Here is a 19,759-nt window from a genome sequence, read left to right on the forward strand (position 1 = left end):
CAATCCAATGGAACTCGGTATCTACACTTTCGGGGAGCTCAACCAGCATCCGGACGGCAAGGCGACCACGGACGTGGCCACGCGTCTGGACCAGCTCGTGGAGCTCGCCCGCAAGGCCGACCAGGGCGGCCTGGACGTGATCGCCCTCGGCGAGCACCACCGCCCCGACTTCACCCTGTCCGCCCCGGAAGTGGTCCTGGCCGCCATGGCCTCCGTGACAAAGCGCATCCGACTGACCAGCGGCGTCACCGTCCTCTCCAGCCAAGACCCCGTGCGCGTCTACCAGCAGTACGCCACGCTCGACCACCTCTCCCACGGCCGCGCCGAAATCATCGCCGGCCGGGGCGCCTTCACCGAATCCTTCCCGCTCTTCGGTTACGACCTCGCCCAGTACGACGAACTCTTCGACGAGAAACTGAAAATGCTCCTGCAGATCCGCGACCAGGAAGTGGTCACCTGGCACGGCCGGCACCGCGCTCCGCTGAACCAGGCACCAATCACCCCCCGCGCGAAGCAGGAACAGCTGCCGGTCTGGGTAGCCATCGGCGGCACTCCGGCGTCCGCCATCCGCGCCGGCACCCTCGGCCTGCCCATGATCATGGGCTTCTTCACCGGGCCCGAGCAATTCGTCCCGCGCGTGGAGCTCTATCACCGCGCGGCCGAGCAGGCCGGACACGACCCCGCCAAACTGCGCCTCGGCGCCAGCGGCCACATGTTCATCGGCAAGACCTCACAGGGCGCCCGCGACTCCTTCTACCCCTACTACGCCGAGTACTTCCGCCAGATGGGCATGACCGGAGGCGGCGCGTTCCCCCGCCAGGCCTACGACCACTGGATCCACAACGGCCTTCCCGTCGGCAGCCCGCAGCAAGTTACCGAGGAGATCCTCAAGCGCGTGGAGCTGCTCGGGATCGACCGCTTCCTGGGCCAGATCGATGTGGGCAACCTTCCCTTGAACATGATCAACGAATCTCTCGAACTGTTCATGACCGAAGTGCTCCCCGTGGTCAAACGGGAGACCGCCGCCTCGACGCCTGCACTGCAGGGAGCATAATGGCCGTCCACCTAACTGTGGTCACCGGGGGGAGCCGTGGAATCGGTGCCGCCATCAGCCGCCGGCTGGCGGCAGAAGGACACGACGTCGTCATCACCTACCGTCGCGACAGCGATGCTGCCGACCAAGTGGCCGCTGAGGTGCGACGCATGGGGCAACGCGCCCTCGTCCTGCAGACCGACACGACCGACGAACAATCGGTCATCGAGCTCTTCGAGCGGGCCCAGGCCTTCGGCACCCTGACCGGACTAGTGAACAACGCCGGCTCGGCAAACGCAATCGGGCCGCTTGAGGGCAACAGCCTGCAGGCCATCAGCCGGGACCTCGACGTAAACCTGCTGGGTGTAATCGCCTGCAGCAAGTACGCCATCGGCCCGATGAGCCAGACCGGCGGCGGCTCCATCGTCAACATCTCCTCCGCCGCCGCGACCCTCGGCGGCGCCGGCACCTACGCCCACTACGCCGCGGCGAAGGCCGCGGTCGAAGCGCTCACCATCGGCCTTTCCAAAGAGCTCGCAGGGAAGAACATCCGGGTGAATGCCGTCGCTCCCGGGACAGTGTGGACCGACTTTCACCAGGACCGCGACCGCCCGGCAAAGGTCGCAGCGGCGATCCCGATGGGTCGTGCGGGAAAGCCGCACGAGATCGCGGGTGCTGTCGCCTGGCTACTCTCCGACGACGCCGGCTACGCCACCGGCACAACAATCCGAGTCGCCGGCGGACTCTGACCGCGCCGAGGCTAGCTAGCGGTACGGCAGTCAGGCGCCGCGCTGGCCGGCTCTATCCACCTCCAGCTCTCAACAAGCCAGCAGCAGGGATGCGATATGTTGTCCCATCACGGAGCATGGCCCAGAGAACATTGAGACGCCGTCGTGCAAGCGACAGCATCGCCTGGATGTGGGATTTCCCTTCGCCACGTTTGCGGTCGTAATAGCCGCGCGAGGCGGGACAGGACTTTAGGGCGGATAGCCCGGAGAGGTAGAAGACCCGGAGGAGCCGTCGGTCATAGCGCCGGGGGCCGGTGGTTGCCGCTGATTCTCCCGGAGTCACGGGGTGCGGGGGCCAGTCCGACGACGCCTGCGAACCGGTCGGCGGATTGGAAGATGGTGAGGTCACCGCCGGTGGCGCCAAGGAACTGGATCAATTCAAACCTGGTGACTGCGAACGGCGCACCGTTCCTGCCGGGTGCACCCACACACGTCCAGCAGGTCGGCGGGCTGCGGATCGGCTTCATCGGGCTAACCGGCAATATGCACACCACCACGACCGCGGGCGAGATCCTCGAGATTGACCCGGTCAGCGCGCCGAAACCGCTGTGGATCGACTGCACGGCCAGGATGTGGACGCCATTGTGGCGGTCACCCAAATCGACAAGGACGTCAATGAGCGACTGCTCAACGAGGTGCCTGAAATCGATGCCTCATTCCGCGAGGAAACAGCTACATAGCGGCGTCGGACGTCACAGTGCGCGACGACGGCCGGCTGATCCTCTCCCCGGAGGGCAATATGGGGTCGGTCCTGCGGCTGGACATTACCCTCAAGGACGGCGAAACGGTCCTGACCCACGACGAATTCCAGGTCGACGCCTCCGTGGTCCCTGACGCCGGGCTCGCCGAGGTCGAGGCGTACTACGTCGCCGACATGGACGACAAACTGAACGAGCAGATTGGCAAGTCAACCGGCTACCTGGACCGTGTGGCCGTGGGCAATCTGGCCGCGGACGCCTTCCGGGCCTACGGCGCTGCGGACTTCGGCTGGATGAACGGCGGCGGTGCCCGCGCCGATATCCCCGGTCCCCCCGTCACCCTCCGCGATGCCTACAGCGTCCTTCCGTTCGGCAACAGGGTCTCCGTCATCGAAGTCACCGGCGAGCAACTCCGTACCGGCCTGGAATTTTCCGGCGGCGACCGGACCCGCCCGGCCGGATTCGGCTACACCTATACCGCCAGCGCCCCGGAGGGAAGCCGCATCAGCGACCTCCACACCACGGAGGGTCCGGTTGACCCGGCCGGCACCTACACACTGGCCATCACCAGCTTCGTCGCCCAGGGCAATCCCGCATTCAAGAATGCCCCGGTGAACCTGTCGGCCGAAGACGGAACGGTTGATGTCAGCGCCCTGATCGACCACATCAAGGCCGTCGGCACGCTTTCCCCCGATGCCCAGCCGCGCGTCACCGTCCAATAACTAGCCAGGAGCCGCCGGATCATAACGACGCCGCCACCTTAGGTTTCGTACGCATGGAACCTAAGGTGGCGTCGTTACAAAGTATTGGACATTGACACTCCCGGCCCGTTCTCTGTTCGCGTTCTCCACGTCGAACGCAGTGGAGCCGGGTCACCATCGGAGGCACGACGCTGCCGGCGTACCCGGTGGTGGCGGTCTGGCAACCCTTCCAGACCATACGCTTCCCGCGATCAACACGCCGAGAGGACCGGCTGAAAGCAACGCTATTGCGGACGCGGGGCAGTAGCAGTCTTCATGTTCGGAGCGAACTTTGCTTGACCGAGTAGGTGACACCTTGCCCCGGCTTTCCCCCAGGCCCTAGCAGGCGATCACCGCTGTGCGCAGCTATGAAACCCAGTTCCGGGCTGTGGGGTGCTCCCGTTTTATTGCAACATAAATCACCGCCTGCGCAAAGCAGCCTGATGTCATCATCGCCCGGCGGATTGATGGCAAACGGCCGCAATCTGCTAAGCCGAGCGTTTATTTAAACTAGGACATCAAATTTGGTAAGTCAATCCATTGACTTACTCAGCTTTCAGGGTGACACTGGTCAAAGCTCCCGAGGTTAAATGCCTGACTGAAGGGCGAGCCAGCCTCTCACTCTCACATTAGTTGGAGAAAACAATGACGTTTAAATCAACGATACGATTGACGCTCTTAGCGGCCCTGACGGCATCAACGCTTGCCGCATGTTCTTCCGGAGGACCCCCTTCAGCCAAGGCCGGTGAGATGATCCCCCTCAAGGTCGGTTATCAGGAACAAGCCATCCTGAGCAGCATGGACTTTATTGCCAAGGAGAACGGCATATTTGCCAAGCGCAACCTTGATGTGACAATGATTCCGAATAAAAGCGGACAGAATGCCGTTGCCGCCTTGTTGCGCGGCGACATTGACTCTGCTTACGGTCCGCAGGGAAATACCGTGACAGCCCTAAGCCAGGGAGAATGCCTGCAGACCCTCACATCCGGGCACGGCAACATCGTAAACATCGTGGCCCGCCCCGGTTTGCCGCTCCCGAGTAAAAAATCAGACACCTTCCCGGGAGGCCTAGCAGACCTTTCAGGCAAGAAGGTGGGCGTATCAAGCCTGGGCGGGGCTACTGACAGGAATACCAGGCTGGTTCTCAAAGCTGGTGGTGCAGACGTAGACAGCATCACCTTCATCGCCGTCGGCGTCGGAGCCACTGCCGTTACAGCCCTTCAGCAGGGAGAGGTCGACGCGATGGCATCTTTCCCTCCCGGAGATCAGCTCTTTAATGCCGGAGATTTTCAGTACGTTGTAAACCTTGTCGAAAATCCGGAAAAGAGCCCGCTGGCCGCAGTCATTATTTCCTCTCCAGTTATGACCTGTGATTTCATCCAGAAAAATGAAAACGCGGCAATGGCATACTGCAAGGCACAATGGGATGCATGGGACTTTGCTGCCGATCCAGCCAACAATGAGGCAGTCGCCCGTTCTCTAGCCAAGTACCTCAGCCTGGACGCAGCTAAGGCCCTTAAAATGTGGGAGCAGTATCGGTCCACATTCCAGGACGCAGCTCTCACACCCGAAGCCTGGGCGAAACAGTCGCAGTACAACGCGGCCGATCAGCAGCAACCGCTGGACTACGCCAAAACCGTTTACGCCCCCTGCGCCGCGAGCGATCCACGATGACTATCCTGGTGGACTCGAGCTTGGAAGCGGTTGACGTATCGCGGCAGACGGGTGGGAAACCGCGCAAGTCGGAATCCAATAGCAGATGGCTAATTTTGGGAGCCCAGATAGGGATTCTCATTGTCGCCGTCGCAGTATGGCAACTCGCCCACGTCTTCAATCTCGGCCGCGCGATCGTACTTCGCAGTCCGGGTGAAGTCTGGACAGCCGGCGTGGAACTCGTGACTACCGGGGTGCTTTGGCCGAACCTTTGGTCAACGCTAAGCGCAACGGTGATCGCCCTGGTTATCGCCGGAACGGCCGGGGTGCTGATCGGACTCGGACTTGCACTCGTGCCCCGCATTGAGCGGGTCGTGCATCCCTATCTGACGGCACTAAACAGCGCACCCCGGGTAGCGTTCGCACCGGTACTCATCATAATTTTCGGCATCGGGCAGTCCTCAAAAATTGCCCTCGCCGTTTCCGTCGTGATCTTCGTCGTCATCATCAACTCACGGGCCGGCGTCTATGCCGCTGACCCTGACGTCCGCAGATTGATGAGCATTCTCGGCGCCACGAGAGGGCAGATCTTTCGAAAGCTTTTGTTTCCAGTGGCAGTGCCGTCAATATTTGCCGGACTAAGACTCGGGCTTATATATGCGCTTCTCGGTGTGGTCACCTCGGAAATGATTGCTGCCAGAGAAGGCATGGGACAATTAGTCAGCGCCTATTCCGGAAACTTTGAACTTCACCGAGTTTACGCTGTCATTCTTTCGCTCATCATTGTGGCAACCATCCTTAACGGAATTGCAGGAATAGTGGAAAAGAAGATTCTATGGTGGCAGCCGAAGGGGGAAATATAACATGGACTACCCCGTTACTTCGGCGAGCAGCACCCTGCTAACCTTCGCGGACAAAGACGTTCAAAAGGAGACTTCACGTTCCGACGGCGCAGCTGTGAGTCTGCGCAGCGTTTCAAAAGACTTTGATTCCGAAGCCGGCACGATCCGCATCATCAATGACGTTTCCTTCACCGTCAAACCCGGCGAATTCGTCGTCCTGGTCGGGCGCAGCGGTTGCGGGAAAACAACGATCCTGAACATGCTGGCCGGCCTCTATCCCCCGACTTCGGGGGCTGTCGAAATCTTCGCCGACTCACCTCAGAACGCACGCCGCAGGCTCGGGTACATGCTGGCCAATGACGCACTTATGCCGTGGCGTTCGGCTGTCAGGAACGTTGAACTAGGCCTTGAAATTCTCGGTATGCCCAAAAAAGAGCGGCGGAAAAAGGCCCTGTCGATGCTCACTGACGTCGGCCTGGGGCACGCCGCCGGGCGACTCCCCTGGCAGCTGTCCCACGGCATGAGACAGCGCGTCGCCCTGGCCCGGACGTGGGCCCGTGACCCGGGGCTCCTGCTGATGGACGAGCCCTTTTCGGCGCTGGACGCGCAGACACGCACCGATGTTCAAGCCACATTTCTCAACGTCTGGCAGGGCAGCAACGCCGCCGTCGTGCTCGTCACTCACGATCTCAGTGAGGCGCTGCTCCTGGCCGATCGGGTGATCATGCTCGGCGACGGAAAAATCCTGCGCGAAGTACGCCCGCCATTTGAACGTCCCCGCGATCTGCCCAGCATCGCTTCCAGCGACACATTCCGTGACCTGCTGAACGAACTACGCGAACTCCTCAACTGATTCCAGAACCTCGGTCAAACCAACATACGCAGAGAGAAGGACAGCATGACCATCACCATAGCCAAGTCGGATGCGAAACAGTGGGAAACGGCCTCCACCCACCGGACGCCCGGGATTTCCATCAAACCCCTGCTGAAGCGCGGCGGGCACGGAGAAAGCCTGGAATTCAACGTGGTCCGATTCGGCGGCGAGGACTTTTGGAGCCCCCGGCACCGCCACAACTTCGATCAGATCCGGATCGGGCTCGAGGGTGAAACCAAGTATGGCAAGGGAGTCCTCAAGCCCCGTACCATCGGCTACTACCCCGAGGGCACCTGGTACGGTCCCCTCAGCGTCGCCGAGCCGAGCATCCAGGCCATCCTGCAGCTCGACGGCGCCTCACGCTGCGGCTATGTGAACTACGACATTCTCGATGCTGCCACCGAGGAACTGAAGCAGGAAGGGACCTTCAGCAAGGGCTTCTATATTCCCGCCGACGGCAAGGAAATCGACGGCTTTCAGGCATCCTGGGAACGGGCCACCGGACAACAGATGATCTATCCTGAGCGCCGCTACGCGGAGCCGCTATATATGAATCTTGACGCTTTCAACTGGATCGACGCCGGCAACGGTACAGCGACGAAGAACGTCGGTGTGTTCAACGAGTACGGAACATCCATTTCCATGGTCAAACTTGCGCCAGGGGCCAGCGCCGGGATCGGGTCCGCGGACCGGACGGCAGTGGCCTTTGTACTCAGCGGGGAAGCCACCTCGGGAGAAGCCGCCCTCGGCACCTGGGGCGCCGCCCTGGCTGACCACGAGATTGTATCGCTCACCGGTGTCACGGAATCGGAGATAGTCGTCGTCACCTTGCCCGATTTCAAGTAATCCCACCCCACCAATCCATACTCAGTCGTTAGAGAGGTAGCCGCTATGTCATGGCGCATCCACCACGTTAGCCTGCCCGCCCGGTACGTCCGCGAGACTGCCGACTTCTACAACCAGATCCTCGGCATGAAGGAAAACAGCCCGCCCTGGAAAGCCAAGGAGCGCGGCGACTTCCCCATCGATGAGCAGAACGTCGCGTGGTTCGACGACGGGAAAACCCAACTGCACCTGGCACGCCACTCCGGCAACTTCTGCATAGACAACAATTTTCACATCGATCCGATCGTGAATGGCCATGTGGCGATCGAGGTGGATGACCTCGATGCCGTCCGGGAACGGCTTCGGAGCCGCAATATCTACTTCGCAGATCCCGGGAACTGGGCATTGAACGGCGTAGAACAGATCTACGTAATGGACCCGGCGTCCAACGCGGTAGAGATCAACTGCCGGCCCCGCTAATCACTTGTTAGGCGTGTTGTGAAATCTATCGATCGGCCCACGATGAAAGATGTGGCGCTCAGGGCCCACGTGGATATCAGCGTGGTCTCCCGGGTTTTGTCACAAGACCCGCGTTTGAGCGTCACCGCCGCAACCCGGGCACGTGTCGAAAATGCTGTGCGCGAACTGTCCTACAGTCCCAACCGGTCAGCGCGTGCCTTGCGTACTTCAAAGAGTGGGCTGCTCACCTTCGTGCTGCCCCAGATAGCCAACCCGCTCTACCTGCGGATGGTCTCTGGGGCAGTGCAGAAGGCCAAGGATCTCGGCTACCAGCTGGTGGTGGCGGAGCTGACCCACGCCGCCGAACAGCTGCGAGAGTATCAGGCGAGCGGTATCGACGGGATTCTCCTGGCGACAGGCGGTCTCGACGAGGACCAACTGGGCGAGTGGATGGAGGGCCAAATGCCGGTAGTCGTCGTCAACCGGACGCTGGAGAACTCAGAGAACTGGAGCTCCGTGGACTACCCGCGCGCGGCCACACTCGCCGCTGACCACCTGGGCTCGCTCGGACATCGGCACGTGATGGTTCTCACCGGTCCGGAAAAACTTCCGGGGTGGAGTGCCCGCTCGGACGCATTTCGGGCAGTTTTGGGGGACCACGAAACGGTGGAGATCCGCGCCAGCGGCCTCTATGCGGATCAGGGCTATGCTGCCGCAGCCGAGATTCTGGCGCGCCGTCAAGGCGAGACCGCGGTGTTCGTCACCTCCATGATGCTTGCCGTGGGGCTTTTGAAGGGTCTTCGGGAAAGCGGCGTGTCAGTACCGGAAGACCTCTCCGTCATTGCCCTCCACGACGACGATCTTGCGAACTACGTCTCTCCCCCGCTGACGACGGTCGCGCTCCCCATGTACCAACTGGGACAGCTTTCTGTGGCGCAGCTGGTCAATATGATCGACGACAAAAAAGAGGGCCCCATCGTAGTCACGGACCCGCCGCAACTGGTTGTGCGGGGCTCAACCGGCCCCCCCGGAGAAAGGTGATCAATGTCTAAGACGGCCAGCCCGGCAGCACCGCGAGAGATTCCCGGAGCCAAGACCGAAGACAGGGGGACACCCGGTGAATCAGCCTGGAGCGGGACGCTCTGGCCGGCGTTCCAGGACTCCTTTATCCGCAACGCCGGCTCAACCGCCGTCGTCTTCAATCGACGCCAACTGACCTACGCGCAGTTCCACGCCGCCGTCCTGCTTCTCGGCCGACACCTGGCCGACCGCGGCATCCGGGCCGGGGACCGAGTGGTCCTGTACACGCACAACTGCATCGAATATCTGGTAGCGGATGTGGCCATTCTCGCGCTCGGGGCGGTCAAAGTACCCATCAGCGCCATGGCCAGCACGGAAGAGGCCACGGCGATCATAGAGCGGGTAGAAGCGTCGATGACGATCACGGACAGCACCGCTCTGCTCACCGCAACGCTCCCGGCGCCCACACAGGTCCTGAGCATCTCCGAGATAGAAATTGAACTGCCCCACGCGGCGGCAGTCCAGGAAAAGCCGGGGACCCCCCAGATGCGGGCCGAATCTCCGGCGGTCATCTACTTCACCGGCGGAACAACCGGTGCTCCAAAAGGGATCGTCCACTCCCAGGCAGGAGTGCTGGCAAACCTCCACGCCCACATCATCGAAGCGGAGATCTCCCGCGACGAGCACCTTCTGCTGACCACACCGCTGGTGCACGCCGCGGGATTGTTCGCATTGGCCGGACTGCTGCGCGGGGCAAAAGTCAGTATCGAGAGTGCTTTCGATGCCGACCGCGTGCTCGAAGTCATTAATGACCGGGCCGTCACATGGTTGTTCGCAGTGCCCACAATGATCAACCGACTTGTCAATGCGGCAGAGCTGCACCAATGGCACCCGCGGACCCTGCGAACGATCCAGTACGGGGCAGCACCAATCTCCCCATCCCTCCTCCAGCGGGCACTGTCACGGTTCGGCCCGATCCTGCAACAGCTGTATGCACAAACGGAATGTCCTGACTACGCCACACTCTTGACGAAACAGGACCATCTGCGGGCCCTTGAGAAACCTCGTTTGCTCTCGTCGGCCGGCCGCTCCACCTTGATGTGCAACGTGACTGTGCGGGCAGAGGACGGGGCCGCCGTGCCCGTGCGGGATCTCGGCGAGATATGTCTCGCGGCGCCGTATGTCATGACTTCCTACTGGCGGGATCCCCAAGGCTACGCCGACCGCTTCTACGGGCGGTGGATGCGCACCGGGGACATCGGCTACCTGGATGAAGACGGTTACCTCTATATCGTGGACCGCCGCAACGACATGATCGTGACCGGAGGCCTGAACGTCTATTCCGTTGACGTCGAGAACGTGCTCTCAGATCATCCCGACGTCGACGGTGTGGCCGTTATCGGCATCCCGGACCCAGACTGGGGCGAGGCAGTGTGCGCCTACGTGGTCACATCCGCTGACGAAGACCGGGACCTGCTGGCGGATCGAATCCTCGATCACTGCCGGGCCACGGCTGCGCGCTACAAAGTACCCAAGAAAATTGTCTTCATTGATCAATTGCCGCTCACCCGCTACGGGAAAGTCGACAAAAAGGCGCTGCGCCTACCGCACTGGGGCGCCACCGGAAGGGGAATCAACTGATGAGTGCTACCGTCGCTAACGCGCACCGCGTGACTATTGTGGATGGTCGGGTTATCGGCAGCCGCTGTTCGAGCTGCAGTTTCGCGGTCAGCCCTCCACTGCCACGCTGCCCCCGCTGCGGCGGAGAGCAGGATGCTCAGGATTTTCCGGCCCGGGGACGTATCTGGGCGTCCGCCCTGATCCACCTACCGGTCCTTGACCGCGACGCCGCCCGGACACGTTTTTCATACGTTGACATCGAAAACGGCCCGAGAGTACTGGCAGCGGGCGACGGCCCTGCACCTGAATCCGATTACCCGATAGGCGCTGCAGTCATTCTCTGTGAAACGACCTCGAGCATCACCGCGATCCCGGTGGGGAAGGACTGACTACCTTGAGGGATGATGAATTCATCGCCACCGTAGCAGGGGTAGGAACATCAAAATTCGGCAAGCATCAGGGAGCACGATTCGAAGATCTGGCCTGGACAGCCATCGGTCCGGCTCTGAGTGCAGCAGGAATTGATCCGGATCAGGTCGGCGCCGTCTACGTGGGCAGCGTCTTCGGACCCAGCGGCCTCGCAGCGCGCATCTCCCGCGCGGCGGGATTGATCAACGCACCGGCAATTAAAGTCGAAGCTGCCTGCGCCAGCGGGACTGTGGCGGCGCACATGGCAGCCGAAGCCGTCCGCTCGGGACGATGCGAATATGCCCTGGCAATCGGCATTGAAATGCTATCGGCAGTGTTTGACGGGGCGATCGTGCCCGAAGCCTCGGACTCCGACGGTGCGATCGGCCTGCCGCTCCCGGGCCTGTACGCCCTGCAGGCCCAGCGCTACATGCACCTGACAGGAACGTCCGCCGAGGACATCGCCCTGGTCGCCGTCAAGAACCGATCAAACGGAGCCCTCAACCCAATCGCGCACCGTTCCATAGCTGTGACTCTTCAGGAGGTCATGGACAGCCGCCCGATCGCCGATCCGCTCACCCTCTTGCAATGCTGTCCGATGAGCGATGGAGCCGCAGCGGTTGTATTTTCCCGCTCCTCCAGGAACACAGGCGTGGGCCTGCGCGCCTCTGAAGTCGTGGGCGGGCAAGGCTGGCCAGGCGCCTCCGATAAGCCATGGGGCATCGACAGCGTGAAGAGAGCCATGCGCAGCATCCAAAAAACGCTGGGAGAAGCACCCGTAGCAGACCTCTACGAGGTGCACGATGCCTTCACCATTGGCGAACTTCTCACCATCGAGGCCATGGATCTGGTGGCGCCGGGAACCGCTCCGGCTGCGTTGCGTCAGGGGCGCTTCCACCGCGACGGCGACATCCCCGTCAACCCCAGCGGAGGCCTGCTCTCCCGAGGACATGCGCTCGGTGCCACCGGAATTGCGCAGATCGCCGAATGCTTTCTGCAACTGACAGGGCAGGCCGGGGCGCGGCAAATAGAGGGCGCACGACGGGCGATCGTCGAGACCCTCGGGGGCGGTGCCAGCGGCCTGGATGGAAACTGCGCCGCAGTCATGGTGCTCGAACAGATCTGACCAGGGCGGGATTCCCCGACTAACGTGAAAGGCATTCCATGAGTGGGACCCGTGTCCAGACACATCGACTTAAAGGCAGGACCGCCATCATCACCGGCGCGAGCCGCGGCATCGGGTTGGCCATCGCCCAGCGGCTCGTCGCTGAGGGTGCCAAAGTATGCATTACGGCGCGGAAGGCCGGACCCCTGCAGGAAGCGGCAGGGATGTTTCCTGCAGGCAGCGTCATTGCCATTGCCGGAGCGGCCGACGACCCTGGACACCGCCGGGAAGTCCTGGACGCCGTCGCCCGGGAACTCGGCAGAATGGATGTCCTGGTGAACAACGCAGGCATAAATCCCGTCTACGGAACCTTGATGGAACTGGATCTCAGCGCCGCACGCAAGATCACGGAAGTCAACCTCTTCGGCACCCTCGCATGGGTTCAGGACGCCTACCACCATGCCGAACTGGATTTTGCCCGCCGCGGCGGCTCCGTCATCAACCTCTCGTCCGTGACTGGTCAGACGCCCTCGCCCGGGATCGGTTTCTACGGAGTGAGCAAGGCAGCCATCGGTCATCTGACCCGGACCCTCGCCGTCGAAATGGGACCCGGGATCCGGGTCAACTCAGTTGCCCCCGCGGTAGTCAAGACCCGGTTCGCCAAAGCCCTGTATGAAGGCAAAGAAACCCAGGTCGCCTCCCAGTACCCACTGGGCCGCCTGGGCACGCCCGAAGACATTGCCGCCGCTGTCGCGTTCCTTGCCTCCGATGATGCGGCGTGGATCACCGGTCAGGTCCTCAACCTCGACGGCGGCCTCCTCTCCGCCGGCGGCATCGCCTGATCCATCCGCTCCCGAGCCTCCGGTCTTGGACCATGAAAGGACGCTTCACCATGAACAGCCAGCAACCGCCCGCAGACATCGAGGATCTACGGATCCGTACACGGGAATTTATCCGCGGTACAGTCGTTCCGGCCGAACCGAAACCGGGCGAGCGTCTGGATGATGCACTCCGCGAGCAGCTTCAGACCGCGGCCAAGGCCGCCGGAGTCTTTGCCCCGCACGTACCTGAAGAATACGGCGGACAGGGCCTACCCATCCGGTATTGGTCCCCCATCTTTCAGGAAGCCGGCTATTCCCCTATCGGCCCGTCCGCCCTGAACTGCATGGCACCGGACGAGGGAAATATGCACATGCTGAACCTCATCGGAACCCAGAGCCAAAAGCTGCGCTATCTGGCGCCCTTGGCGGCCGGAACGGTCCGGTCCTGCTTCGCGATGACGGAACCGCACCCAGGAGCAGGATCCGATCCTGCCGCCCTGCGCACCGAGGCCACCAAGGTCGACGGCGGCTGGTCCATCAACGGACACAAGCGGTTCATCAGTGGTGCCGACGGCGCAGCCTTTTGCATCGTCATGACCCGCACCGAAGCCTCCAACGGAACCACCGCCGGCGCTACGATGCTGCTGGTTGAGCTGAAAAATCCAGGCGTCCTGCTGGGCGATCATATAAGTACCATTGACCGGGCGATCACTGGGGGCCATCCGCACGTCCACTTCGAAAATTGCTTCGTCCCGGACGAGGCGGTGCTCGGCGAAGCCGGTAAGGGTTTCGAGTATGCCCAGGTCCGCCTCGGACCGGCCAGGCTTACACACTGCATGCGCTGGCTGGGACTTGCGCGCCGCTCCATGGACATCGCTCTGGACCGTGCCGGACGCCGGGAGATTTTCGGGACACCGTTACAAGACCTTGGCCTTGCCCAGGAACTCATCGCGCAATCAGTCATCGACATCGAAACATCCGATGCCATCATCACCAAGACCGCATTGCTTCTGGAAACCGACCCCAAAGCCGGGTCCGCCCTGTCATCAGTGGCCAAAGTGTACTGCTCGGAAGCCATCCACCGGGTCGTCGACCGCGCCATCCAGGTCTGCGGCGGCGACGGCGTCTCCGACGGGCTTCCATTAGCTTCCTTCCTCAACGAGGTCCGGCCCTTCCGGATCTATGACGGGTCCAATGAAGCCCATAAGTGGGCCATCTCCCGCCGGGCATCCGTCTACCGGGCTGCTGCGGTCAATGCCGGAGAACCGTATCTGGCCGATGTGTCCCGCGACCACGTCCAGGCACATTAATGCAGACAATTCCTGACGGCATAGAAATCACCGCAACCCACGCCGATGCCCGAGGCCTGGACCTTCCCCCGCTCCTGGTCCTTGAACCGGTCATCGAGTTCATGGATGCCCGGGGGCTGGGCAGCGGCCCGCTGTCCTGGGCCAGGATCGGCGACGGACAATCCAATATCACCTACCGGATCGACCGCGGTTCTGACGTCTTCGTGCTCCGGCGCGGTCCGCGTCCTCCGCTGCCCAAATCCACGCATGACATGGTCCGCGAAGCACGCATCCAGCAGCTGTTGGGCAGGCATTACGTGCCGGTCCCGGAAATCCTTGCAGTATGTGAAGACCATTCCGTTCTTGGCGTCCCCTTTTACATCATGTCCTTCATGGAAGGGGTGGTCATCACTGATACGGTCCCGGCACACCTGGATTCGTCGGCCCAGCGGGCAGCGGCCAGCGCCGCCGCCGTCGATACTCTGATCCAGCTCCACCAGATACCGGCAGATGCCGGGGAACTGGCCACCATCGGACGGCCGGAGGGGTATCTGCGCCGTCAGGTCGAGCGGTTCTCCACTCTCTGGGACGTCAATACCACCAGAACGCTCCCCGACGTCCCCCGGATCGGCGCCTGGCTCGAGCAGAACATTCCGGCCAGCCAGGCGACAGCCGTAATTCATGGTGATTTCCGGCTGGGCAATCTGATGTTTTCCCGCGATGAGCCAGCACGGGTCACGGGCATCCTTGACTGGGAGATGGCCACGCTGGGTGATCCGCTTACGGACCTCGGCTATCTCACCGCCACCTACGCCGAACCTGGCAGCGTCCCCACACCGCTGGAACTGACACCCGTCACAGGCGAACCCGGATTCTTGGACCGCGCTCAGCTCATTGCCCGATACCGCGACCGCATGGACCTGGATCTGGAAGCCTTGCCCTGGTACCAGACCCTTGCCCTGTGGAAGGCGTCAATATTCTGCGAGGCAATTTATACGAGATGGCTACACGGCGAACGGCCCGAGGACACCGTCTTCGGGCCCTCCTTGAAGACCGGTGTCCCGCAACTGCTGCTCGCAGCGGGACAGTTCGCCGGGACGTCGCGCGGTTAATCCTCAGTTCGGGCTTGCCAGCTACGGATGGAAGTGACCGCCGAGTACGGGACAACTTTTAACGGTGACCTCAACAGCTTTGAGTTGTTCATGTGTCTTGCACAGGCCTAAAGGTTTCCTTCCGCCCTCGGGCACGCGGAGAAAGCAACCGGCAGATTGTCCTCGACGTGCCGACTCCAACCGGAGTTCTCGTCCACAAGCAGGGCTTCATTGCCTGCCGGGTGGGAATGGGTGTATCCGGCGAAATAATTCAGTATTGAACCCCGCCACCTCGGACGTGGCGGTGTTCTTCGGTGATTCGGAAAGAAAGCGCCCATCCCAGCAGGGGCAAGAGCAGCGGGCATTCGGCGGCTGACCGCGTCGCCTCTTACGCGTGGGCGGCGTCGTAGGCCTTTTTGATGTTCTGGCTTATCCGTCCCCTGGCGCTGGGGAAATATCCGTGGGCCTGGGCCCAGTCCCGGATCTTTTGGGTCTCTTCGCGGCTTGTCGGTGCGGTACTCGCGCCCCGGCTCCCTGGCGTGTCCCGGAGGCGACGCCCGCGGGTGACGTATTTTTCCAGCACCCCGCGCAGTTCGCGAGCGTGATCTGCGGTGAGGTCAATTTCGTAATCGGCGCTGTCGATGGAGAACCGGACGGTTCCGTCGGCGTCCTCGCCGGAAAGATCATCAATCAGCTGCACGTGAACTTTGCGGGCCATGGGGATCCTTTCACTGGTAATTCATGCTGTCGTCCCCCTGCTGACTCGAGCCGTTGTCCTTAATCCTATTCGAAGCCCGCGCTCCGTCAGACCGATTTTATGGCTTGTCCGGCCGGTCCTCGGCAATGCCAGCTTCCGGCCGCCGGCAAGAATGCGGACCGGGTCGGAGATGAAAGCAATGATTGTGAGCGACATTCAACGGTATTAAGTGCCGGTCCTGTGCATGGCAATTTTTGGTTTTCTGATTGATTTGCCGCCCGTTAAGGTTCAGTCCCGACACCTCCATAGAACACAATCTCCCATACAGCAGCTGTGCCGACAGGGAGTCTTTAGCTTCCTGTCCTGACGTACTGATAGAGGGTTTCGCGGCTGATGCCGAACTCACGGGCGAGGGCGGTCTTCTGCTCCCCCGCGCCGGCCCGCCGCCGCAGCTCCCCTGCCTGTCCGGGTGAGAGTGCCTTTCGGCGTCCGCGGTAAACCCCACGGGCCTTGGCCAGGGTGATCCCTTCCCGTTGTCGTTCACACCGATCAGTGCCCGTTCGAACTCCGCGAAGGCGCCCATGACCGAGAGCATCAGGTTCGCCAGTGGGGAATCCTCGCCCGTGAAGACCAGCTGTTCCTTCAGAAACTCGATCCGCACACCCTTATTCGTCAGTCTCTGCACCAGGGACCGCAGGTCATCCAGGTTCCGGGCGAGGCGGTCCATGCTGTGCACGACCAGGGTGTCCCCGTCCCGGAGAAAGCGCAGCAGCTCCTCCAGCTGCGGGCGTTTCGTGTCCCTGCCGGAGGCCTTGTCCGTGAAGACCCGGTCCAGCTCGATCCCCTCCAGCTGGCGGACGGTGTTCTGGTCGGCAGTCACTTTTTGCGCGGAGGTGGGGAAGTCATCCGGGGGACTTTCCGAAGGGACGGAAGCCAGGTCATCTTCCAAAGTGCCGCCTGCTCCACAGTGAGGCCGTCCACCTGGCAACAGCTCCTCCAGATAAGGGCCCAGTACTTTGGCTGGCCACGGCAGCCGAGGAGGTCTACTTGACGCTGCCGGAATTCGTGAACCACGGGGTATGAGGAACAGAGGGATTCCAAGGCTCGACAGCTGCATGATGGGCTGATGGCTCTCCCTGGCAACGACCGGTAGCGCTCTAGCTCTCCAGGGGTCTGCCTCGAGGAACGCTGCCAGGGTCGGCGGTGAACAGGTTCCCCTCGTTGTACTGGCGCTCCAAGGCTTCGACCTCACGCTCCACGGCGGCAAGGATGAAGTCCGAAAGCGTCCTAGATCCGGTCAGGTGGCGGGTTGCCATGTACGCGGAGCGCATCCTGGCGCCTGATTCCTTGGACTGGAAGAAGCTGGTCTTCCGGTACATCTTCTTCTCCGGCTCCGGGGCCGCCTGTGCGGGCTGGCGGAGAACCGCCTGGGAATACTGCGGGGCTTGTTGAACGGGCTGTGTGTGGACCACAGGCTGTGACTGTGGGCCAGGTGCTTGCCGTTGATCGGCCTGCTGGGCTGCCAGCGCCTGGACGACAGGAATTTGCACCCCTGGATTATGCTGAGCCGGTGCTGCCTCCGCTGGAGCCTGCATGGGTGCCGGTACAGCTGCTGATGTGGTTTGCTCAGGCTCAGCCGCGGTGGCTGGGACTGCGTGCAGCGCTGCAGGCTGGGACTCCCCCAACGGCTCCTCTACGCGCGTCATGTCGGCAATGACGCTTGTGTTGCGGGCTTTTGTCAGTCCTGAGCGTTTCCGGACGGCGTCCAGAGCGCTTGGGGTGCCGCCTCGTTCGGGTGCGGGTCCTGGGCGGTTCATGCCTCCGCTCCTTTCCAGATCAGGGTGGCCAGCTGGACCAAATCGGCCCGGTGAGGGGCGGCTTCGGAACCCCATGCCCGCAGCGGCTGCGAGGCGGCCTGCGCCTTGGCGAACACTTCGCGATCCTGAAGCATCGGCTCGAAGACGAGGTCCCCGAAGTTGGCATTGATCTTCTCGATCCAGTGCATCTGGTCAGCGCGCTTCTTCTGTTTGTTGACGATGACACCTAGGAGTTCAATGTTCTCGTTCAGGTTCTCCTGTACCTCGCCTATGGTTGTGACGATCTCCGACAGTCCTTCGACGGAGGCGACCCGGGGCTCTGTGATCAGCAGGGCATGCGTGGCAGCCGTCAGCGCGTTGACAGTCAAGAGCCCCAGAGATGGTGCGCAGTCGATCAGGACGATGTCGTATTCGTCCGCGACACCCTTCAGGGCGATCCGCAGACGGTGCTCGCGGGCCATCATGGAGTCTCGTTCGCGGGAGGCCAGATTGCGTTCGGCCGCGATCAGGTCAAGCCGCGGGAAGTCCTCGTTCTTGTCCGCCCGGGGCTGCCACGCCTCCCCCGCCGGCATGATGGCGTCGCCTGCTACACCGACCATGATCTTCTGGTTGTTCGACTCGTCGCCGTAGAGAACGTCGTTGAGAGTAAATTCCGGCTCCGTCACGCCCAGAGCGGAGGTCACGTTGTACTGCGGGTCAGCGTCAATGACGAGGACCTTCTTACCGAGTGTTCTGGAAAACACCTCAGCGAGGCCTGTCACTAGCGTTGTCTTGCCGACGCCACCTTTTTGGTTGCAAACGGCGATAATTTTTGCCGACATGTTCTGGGTTACCTTCCGTTGCACTGCTGGTCGAAAACGGTGCGGCAGAAGGCCCACATGTGGGGGGGAGCTCATCGGGCCGGCAACCGATGACACCAGACTAGCGGCGGACCACCGGTCTGCCCGGGCGCCACGCGGGGTGTAGACGCAAATGGTTCCTTTCACGCCTATCCCACCATTGGCGCAAATGGCACCATATGCGCCGTTTGAGATAATGCCCCACATCTTTCTGCTTGCTAGATTGCTCAAATCCCACCATTTGCGCATATGACACCTGAACAGACAAGACTGTGGTTGCGCAAATAGAACCATTTGTCCAATCCTTGGGCGTTTTGCCTTGCGGGATTAGAACCAGGGAGATGCCCCGGGCAACGGAGCCCATTGTTCTTAGCGCAGCACTGCCAGAACTTCCGGGGCCTCGAGAGCCTCCCCAGGTATGGGTTGCGCAAATACTTCTATTTGAGCACGAGAACAGCTACTGGGCTTGAGCGAATAGTGGCATTTGCCCTAAGGGTCCACTACTCCGCTGGTGGATCATTTGGGAGAAAATGGTGGCATTTGCGAACGGCCCCAGACTGCTAGACGGTGACATCTTAATCGTAGGATTTGCGCATATCCTTCCATAAGCGCAAATGGTGTTATTTGCGTTTATCCCACATCAGTCGCAAAAAGTGCCGTATGCGCAAATGGTGCCAAAATATCTGGGGTGCCCCGCCGCCACGCCGCCAGGCTCTGGCAGTCACACCGACGGCTGGCCTGGCAACTGTTCCTGGGCGCGGTCACATCGTCCTTTCGTCCCACCGCCAGTTGGACGCGGAACCGGTAGGAATCCACAGGGCTCCTCCACTCATGGCGCCGGCCGGCGCGTTCGTCCCCAGAATCTGGTTCGATGCTATGAACCCACCCCTACGTGCAAATGGAACCATTTGCGAAGTTGAGGAAATGGAACCATTTGCTAAAGGGGATCGCTCGACCCGCCCGGGTGAGCGTGCACAACAGCCTGGGTCGATGAAGGCCGCCAGAAATGGTGGTATTTGCGACTATCGATCATTGTGGCATTTGCCCAAGGCGACGGTACCGAACCGAAATCGCGTCGTAAGGCGCGGCGTTGCGGTTCCTGTAAGCCCGAGCACCCGGCGGTGGAGCGGAGCTGCGGGT

19 protein-coding genes and 2 pseudogenes are annotated in these 19,759 nt (G+C 61.7%); 16 read left to right on the plus strand and 5 right to left on the minus strand.

Translation table 11 applies throughout. The features are described 5' to 3' along the window. Nucleotides 1-7: 7 nt before the first annotated feature. A complete protein-coding gene (locus tag J2X01_RS19785; protein WP_310061528.1) occupies nt 8-1,054 on the plus strand; it encodes an LLM class flavin-dependent oxidoreductase in 1,047 nt (348 codons plus the stop codon). Next, on the plus strand, nt 1,054-1,782 hold the full coding sequence (locus J2X01_RS19790) for an SDR family NAD(P)-dependent oxidoreductase (protein WP_310061531.1): 729 nt from the start codon (nt 1,054-1,056) through the stop codon (nt 1,780-1,782). Before J2X01_RS19785 ends, J2X01_RS19790 begins: the two co-directional genes overlap by 1 nt. Before the next feature lie 52 nt (nt 1,783-1,834). Here the strand turns inward: J2X01_RS19790 and J2X01_RS19795 are convergent. After that, nucleotides 1,835-2,192, minus strand: a pseudogene (locus J2X01_RS19795) (transposase); the annotation flags it as partial. Between the two features lie 177 nt (nt 2,193-2,369). Between J2X01_RS19795 and J2X01_RS19800 the strand changes: the two are divergent. From J2X01_RS19800 to J2X01_RS19860, 14 genes are all read left to right on the plus strand, one after another. Further along, on the plus strand, nt 2,370-2,501 hold the full coding sequence (locus tag J2X01_RS19800; protein WP_310061534.1) for a hypothetical protein: 132 nt from the start codon (nt 2,370-2,372) through the stop codon (nt 2,499-2,501). Nucleotides 2,502-2,518: 17 nt separating this feature from the next. After that, the gene (locus J2X01_RS19805) at nt 2,519-3,241 is read left to right on the plus strand and encodes a 5'-nucleotidase C-terminal domain-containing protein (RefSeq protein WP_310061538.1); all 723 of its coding nucleotides are present in this window, start codon (nt 2,519-2,521) and stop codon (nt 3,239-3,241) included. A 768-nt stretch (nt 3,242-4,009) separates the two neighbouring features. Further along, complete coding sequence (locus tag J2X01_RS19810; protein ID WP_310061541.1) at nt 4,010-4,933, plus strand: ABC transporter substrate-binding protein; 924 nt, start codon at nt 4,010-4,012, stop codon at nt 4,931-4,933. Next, nucleotides 4,930-5,775, plus strand: a complete 846-nt coding sequence (locus J2X01_RS19815) for an ABC transporter permease (RefSeq protein ID WP_310061545.1) — start codon at nt 4,930-4,932, stop codon at nt 5,773-5,775. The genes J2X01_RS19810 and J2X01_RS19815 overlap by 4 nt, the downstream gene beginning before the upstream one ends. A 1-nt stretch (nt 5,776) precedes the next feature. Next, nucleotides 5,777-6,607: an ABC transporter ATP-binding protein gene (locus J2X01_RS19820; protein ID WP_310061547.1), complete on the plus strand. Its 831-nt coding sequence runs from the start codon at nt 5,777-5,779 to the stop codon at nt 6,605-6,607. A 45-nt stretch (nt 6,608-6,652) separates the two neighbouring features. After that, entirely contained in the window at nt 6,653-7,474 is an 822-nt protein-coding gene (locus J2X01_RS19825) for a hypothetical protein (RefSeq protein WP_310061550.1), read from the plus strand. A gap of 45 nt (nt 7,475-7,519) precedes the next feature. Next, nucleotides 7,520-7,933, plus strand: a complete 414-nt coding sequence (locus J2X01_RS19830) for a VOC family protein (RefSeq protein ID WP_310061553.1) — start codon at nt 7,520-7,522, stop codon at nt 7,931-7,933. 18 nt (nt 7,934-7,951) lie between these two features. Continuing rightward, a complete protein-coding gene (locus J2X01_RS19835; RefSeq protein WP_310061555.1) occupies nt 7,952-8,953 on the plus strand; it encodes a LacI family DNA-binding transcriptional regulator in 1,002 nt (333 codons plus the stop codon). Between the two features lie 3 nt (nt 8,954-8,956). Further along, nucleotides 8,957-10,573 carry a class I adenylate-forming enzyme family protein gene (locus J2X01_RS19840; protein ID WP_310061558.1) on the plus strand — a complete coding sequence of 539 codons (1,617 nt, stop codon included), beginning with the start codon at nt 8,957-8,959 and terminating at the stop codon, nt 10,571-10,573. Next, nucleotides 10,573-10,941, plus strand: a complete 369-nt coding sequence (locus J2X01_RS22075) for a Zn-ribbon domain-containing OB-fold protein (protein WP_374725000.1) — start codon at nt 10,573-10,575, stop codon at nt 10,939-10,941. Before J2X01_RS19840 ends, J2X01_RS22075 begins: the two co-directional genes overlap by 1 nt. Before the next feature lie 5 nt (nt 10,942-10,946). After that, entirely contained in the window at nt 10,947-12,086 is a 1,140-nt protein-coding gene (locus tag J2X01_RS19845) for a thiolase family protein (RefSeq protein WP_310061562.1), read from the plus strand. A 38-nt stretch (nt 12,087-12,124) separates the two neighbouring features. Next, entirely contained in the window at nt 12,125-12,907 is a 783-nt protein-coding gene (locus tag J2X01_RS19850; RefSeq protein ID WP_310061565.1) for an SDR family oxidoreductase, read from the plus strand. Nucleotides 12,908-12,957: 50 nt separating this feature from the next. Beyond that, complete coding sequence (locus J2X01_RS19855; RefSeq protein ID WP_310061569.1) at nt 12,958-14,196, plus strand: acyl-CoA dehydrogenase family protein; 1,239 nt, start codon at nt 12,958-12,960, stop codon at nt 14,194-14,196. Then, nucleotides 14,196-15,287 carry a phosphotransferase family protein gene (locus tag J2X01_RS19860; protein WP_310061572.1) on the plus strand — a complete coding sequence of 364 codons (1,092 nt, stop codon included), beginning with the start codon at nt 14,196-14,198 and terminating at the stop codon, nt 15,285-15,287. Before J2X01_RS19855 ends, J2X01_RS19860 begins: the two co-directional genes overlap by 1 nt. Nucleotides 15,288-15,654: 367 nt before the next feature. On the opposite strand, the gene J2X01_RS19865 is transcribed toward J2X01_RS19860, so the two are convergent. The 4 genes and pseudogenes from J2X01_RS19865 to J2X01_RS19880 all read right to left on the minus strand — a co-directional run bounded on the left by J2X01_RS19865 (nt 15,655) and on the right by J2X01_RS19880 (nt 18,601). After that, nucleotides 15,655-15,984: a histone-like nucleoid-structuring protein Lsr2 gene (locus J2X01_RS19865; RefSeq protein ID WP_310061576.1), complete on the minus strand. Its 330-nt coding sequence runs from the start codon at nt 15,982-15,984 to the stop codon at nt 15,655-15,657. 329 nt (nt 15,985-16,313) lie between these two features. After that, nucleotides 16,314-16,843: pseudogene (locus tag J2X01_RS19870) on the minus strand (recombinase family protein). Nucleotides 16,844-17,120: 277 nt separating this feature from the next. Continuing rightward, nucleotides 17,121-17,435: a ParB family protein gene (locus tag J2X01_RS19875; RefSeq protein WP_310061580.1), complete on the minus strand. Its 315-nt coding sequence runs from the start codon at nt 17,433-17,435 to the stop codon at nt 17,121-17,123. A gap of 341 nt (nt 17,436-17,776) precedes the next feature. Next, entirely contained in the window at nt 17,777-18,601 is an 825-nt protein-coding gene (locus J2X01_RS19880) for a ParA family protein (RefSeq protein WP_310061582.1), read from the minus strand. Nucleotides 18,602-19,759 lie beyond the last annotated feature (1,158 nt).

The sequence above is a fragment of the Arthrobacter ginsengisoli genome (assembly GCF_031456935.1).
Classification (GTDB): Bacteria; Actinomycetota; Actinomycetes; order Actinomycetales; family Micrococcaceae; genus Arthrobacter; species Arthrobacter ginsengisoli.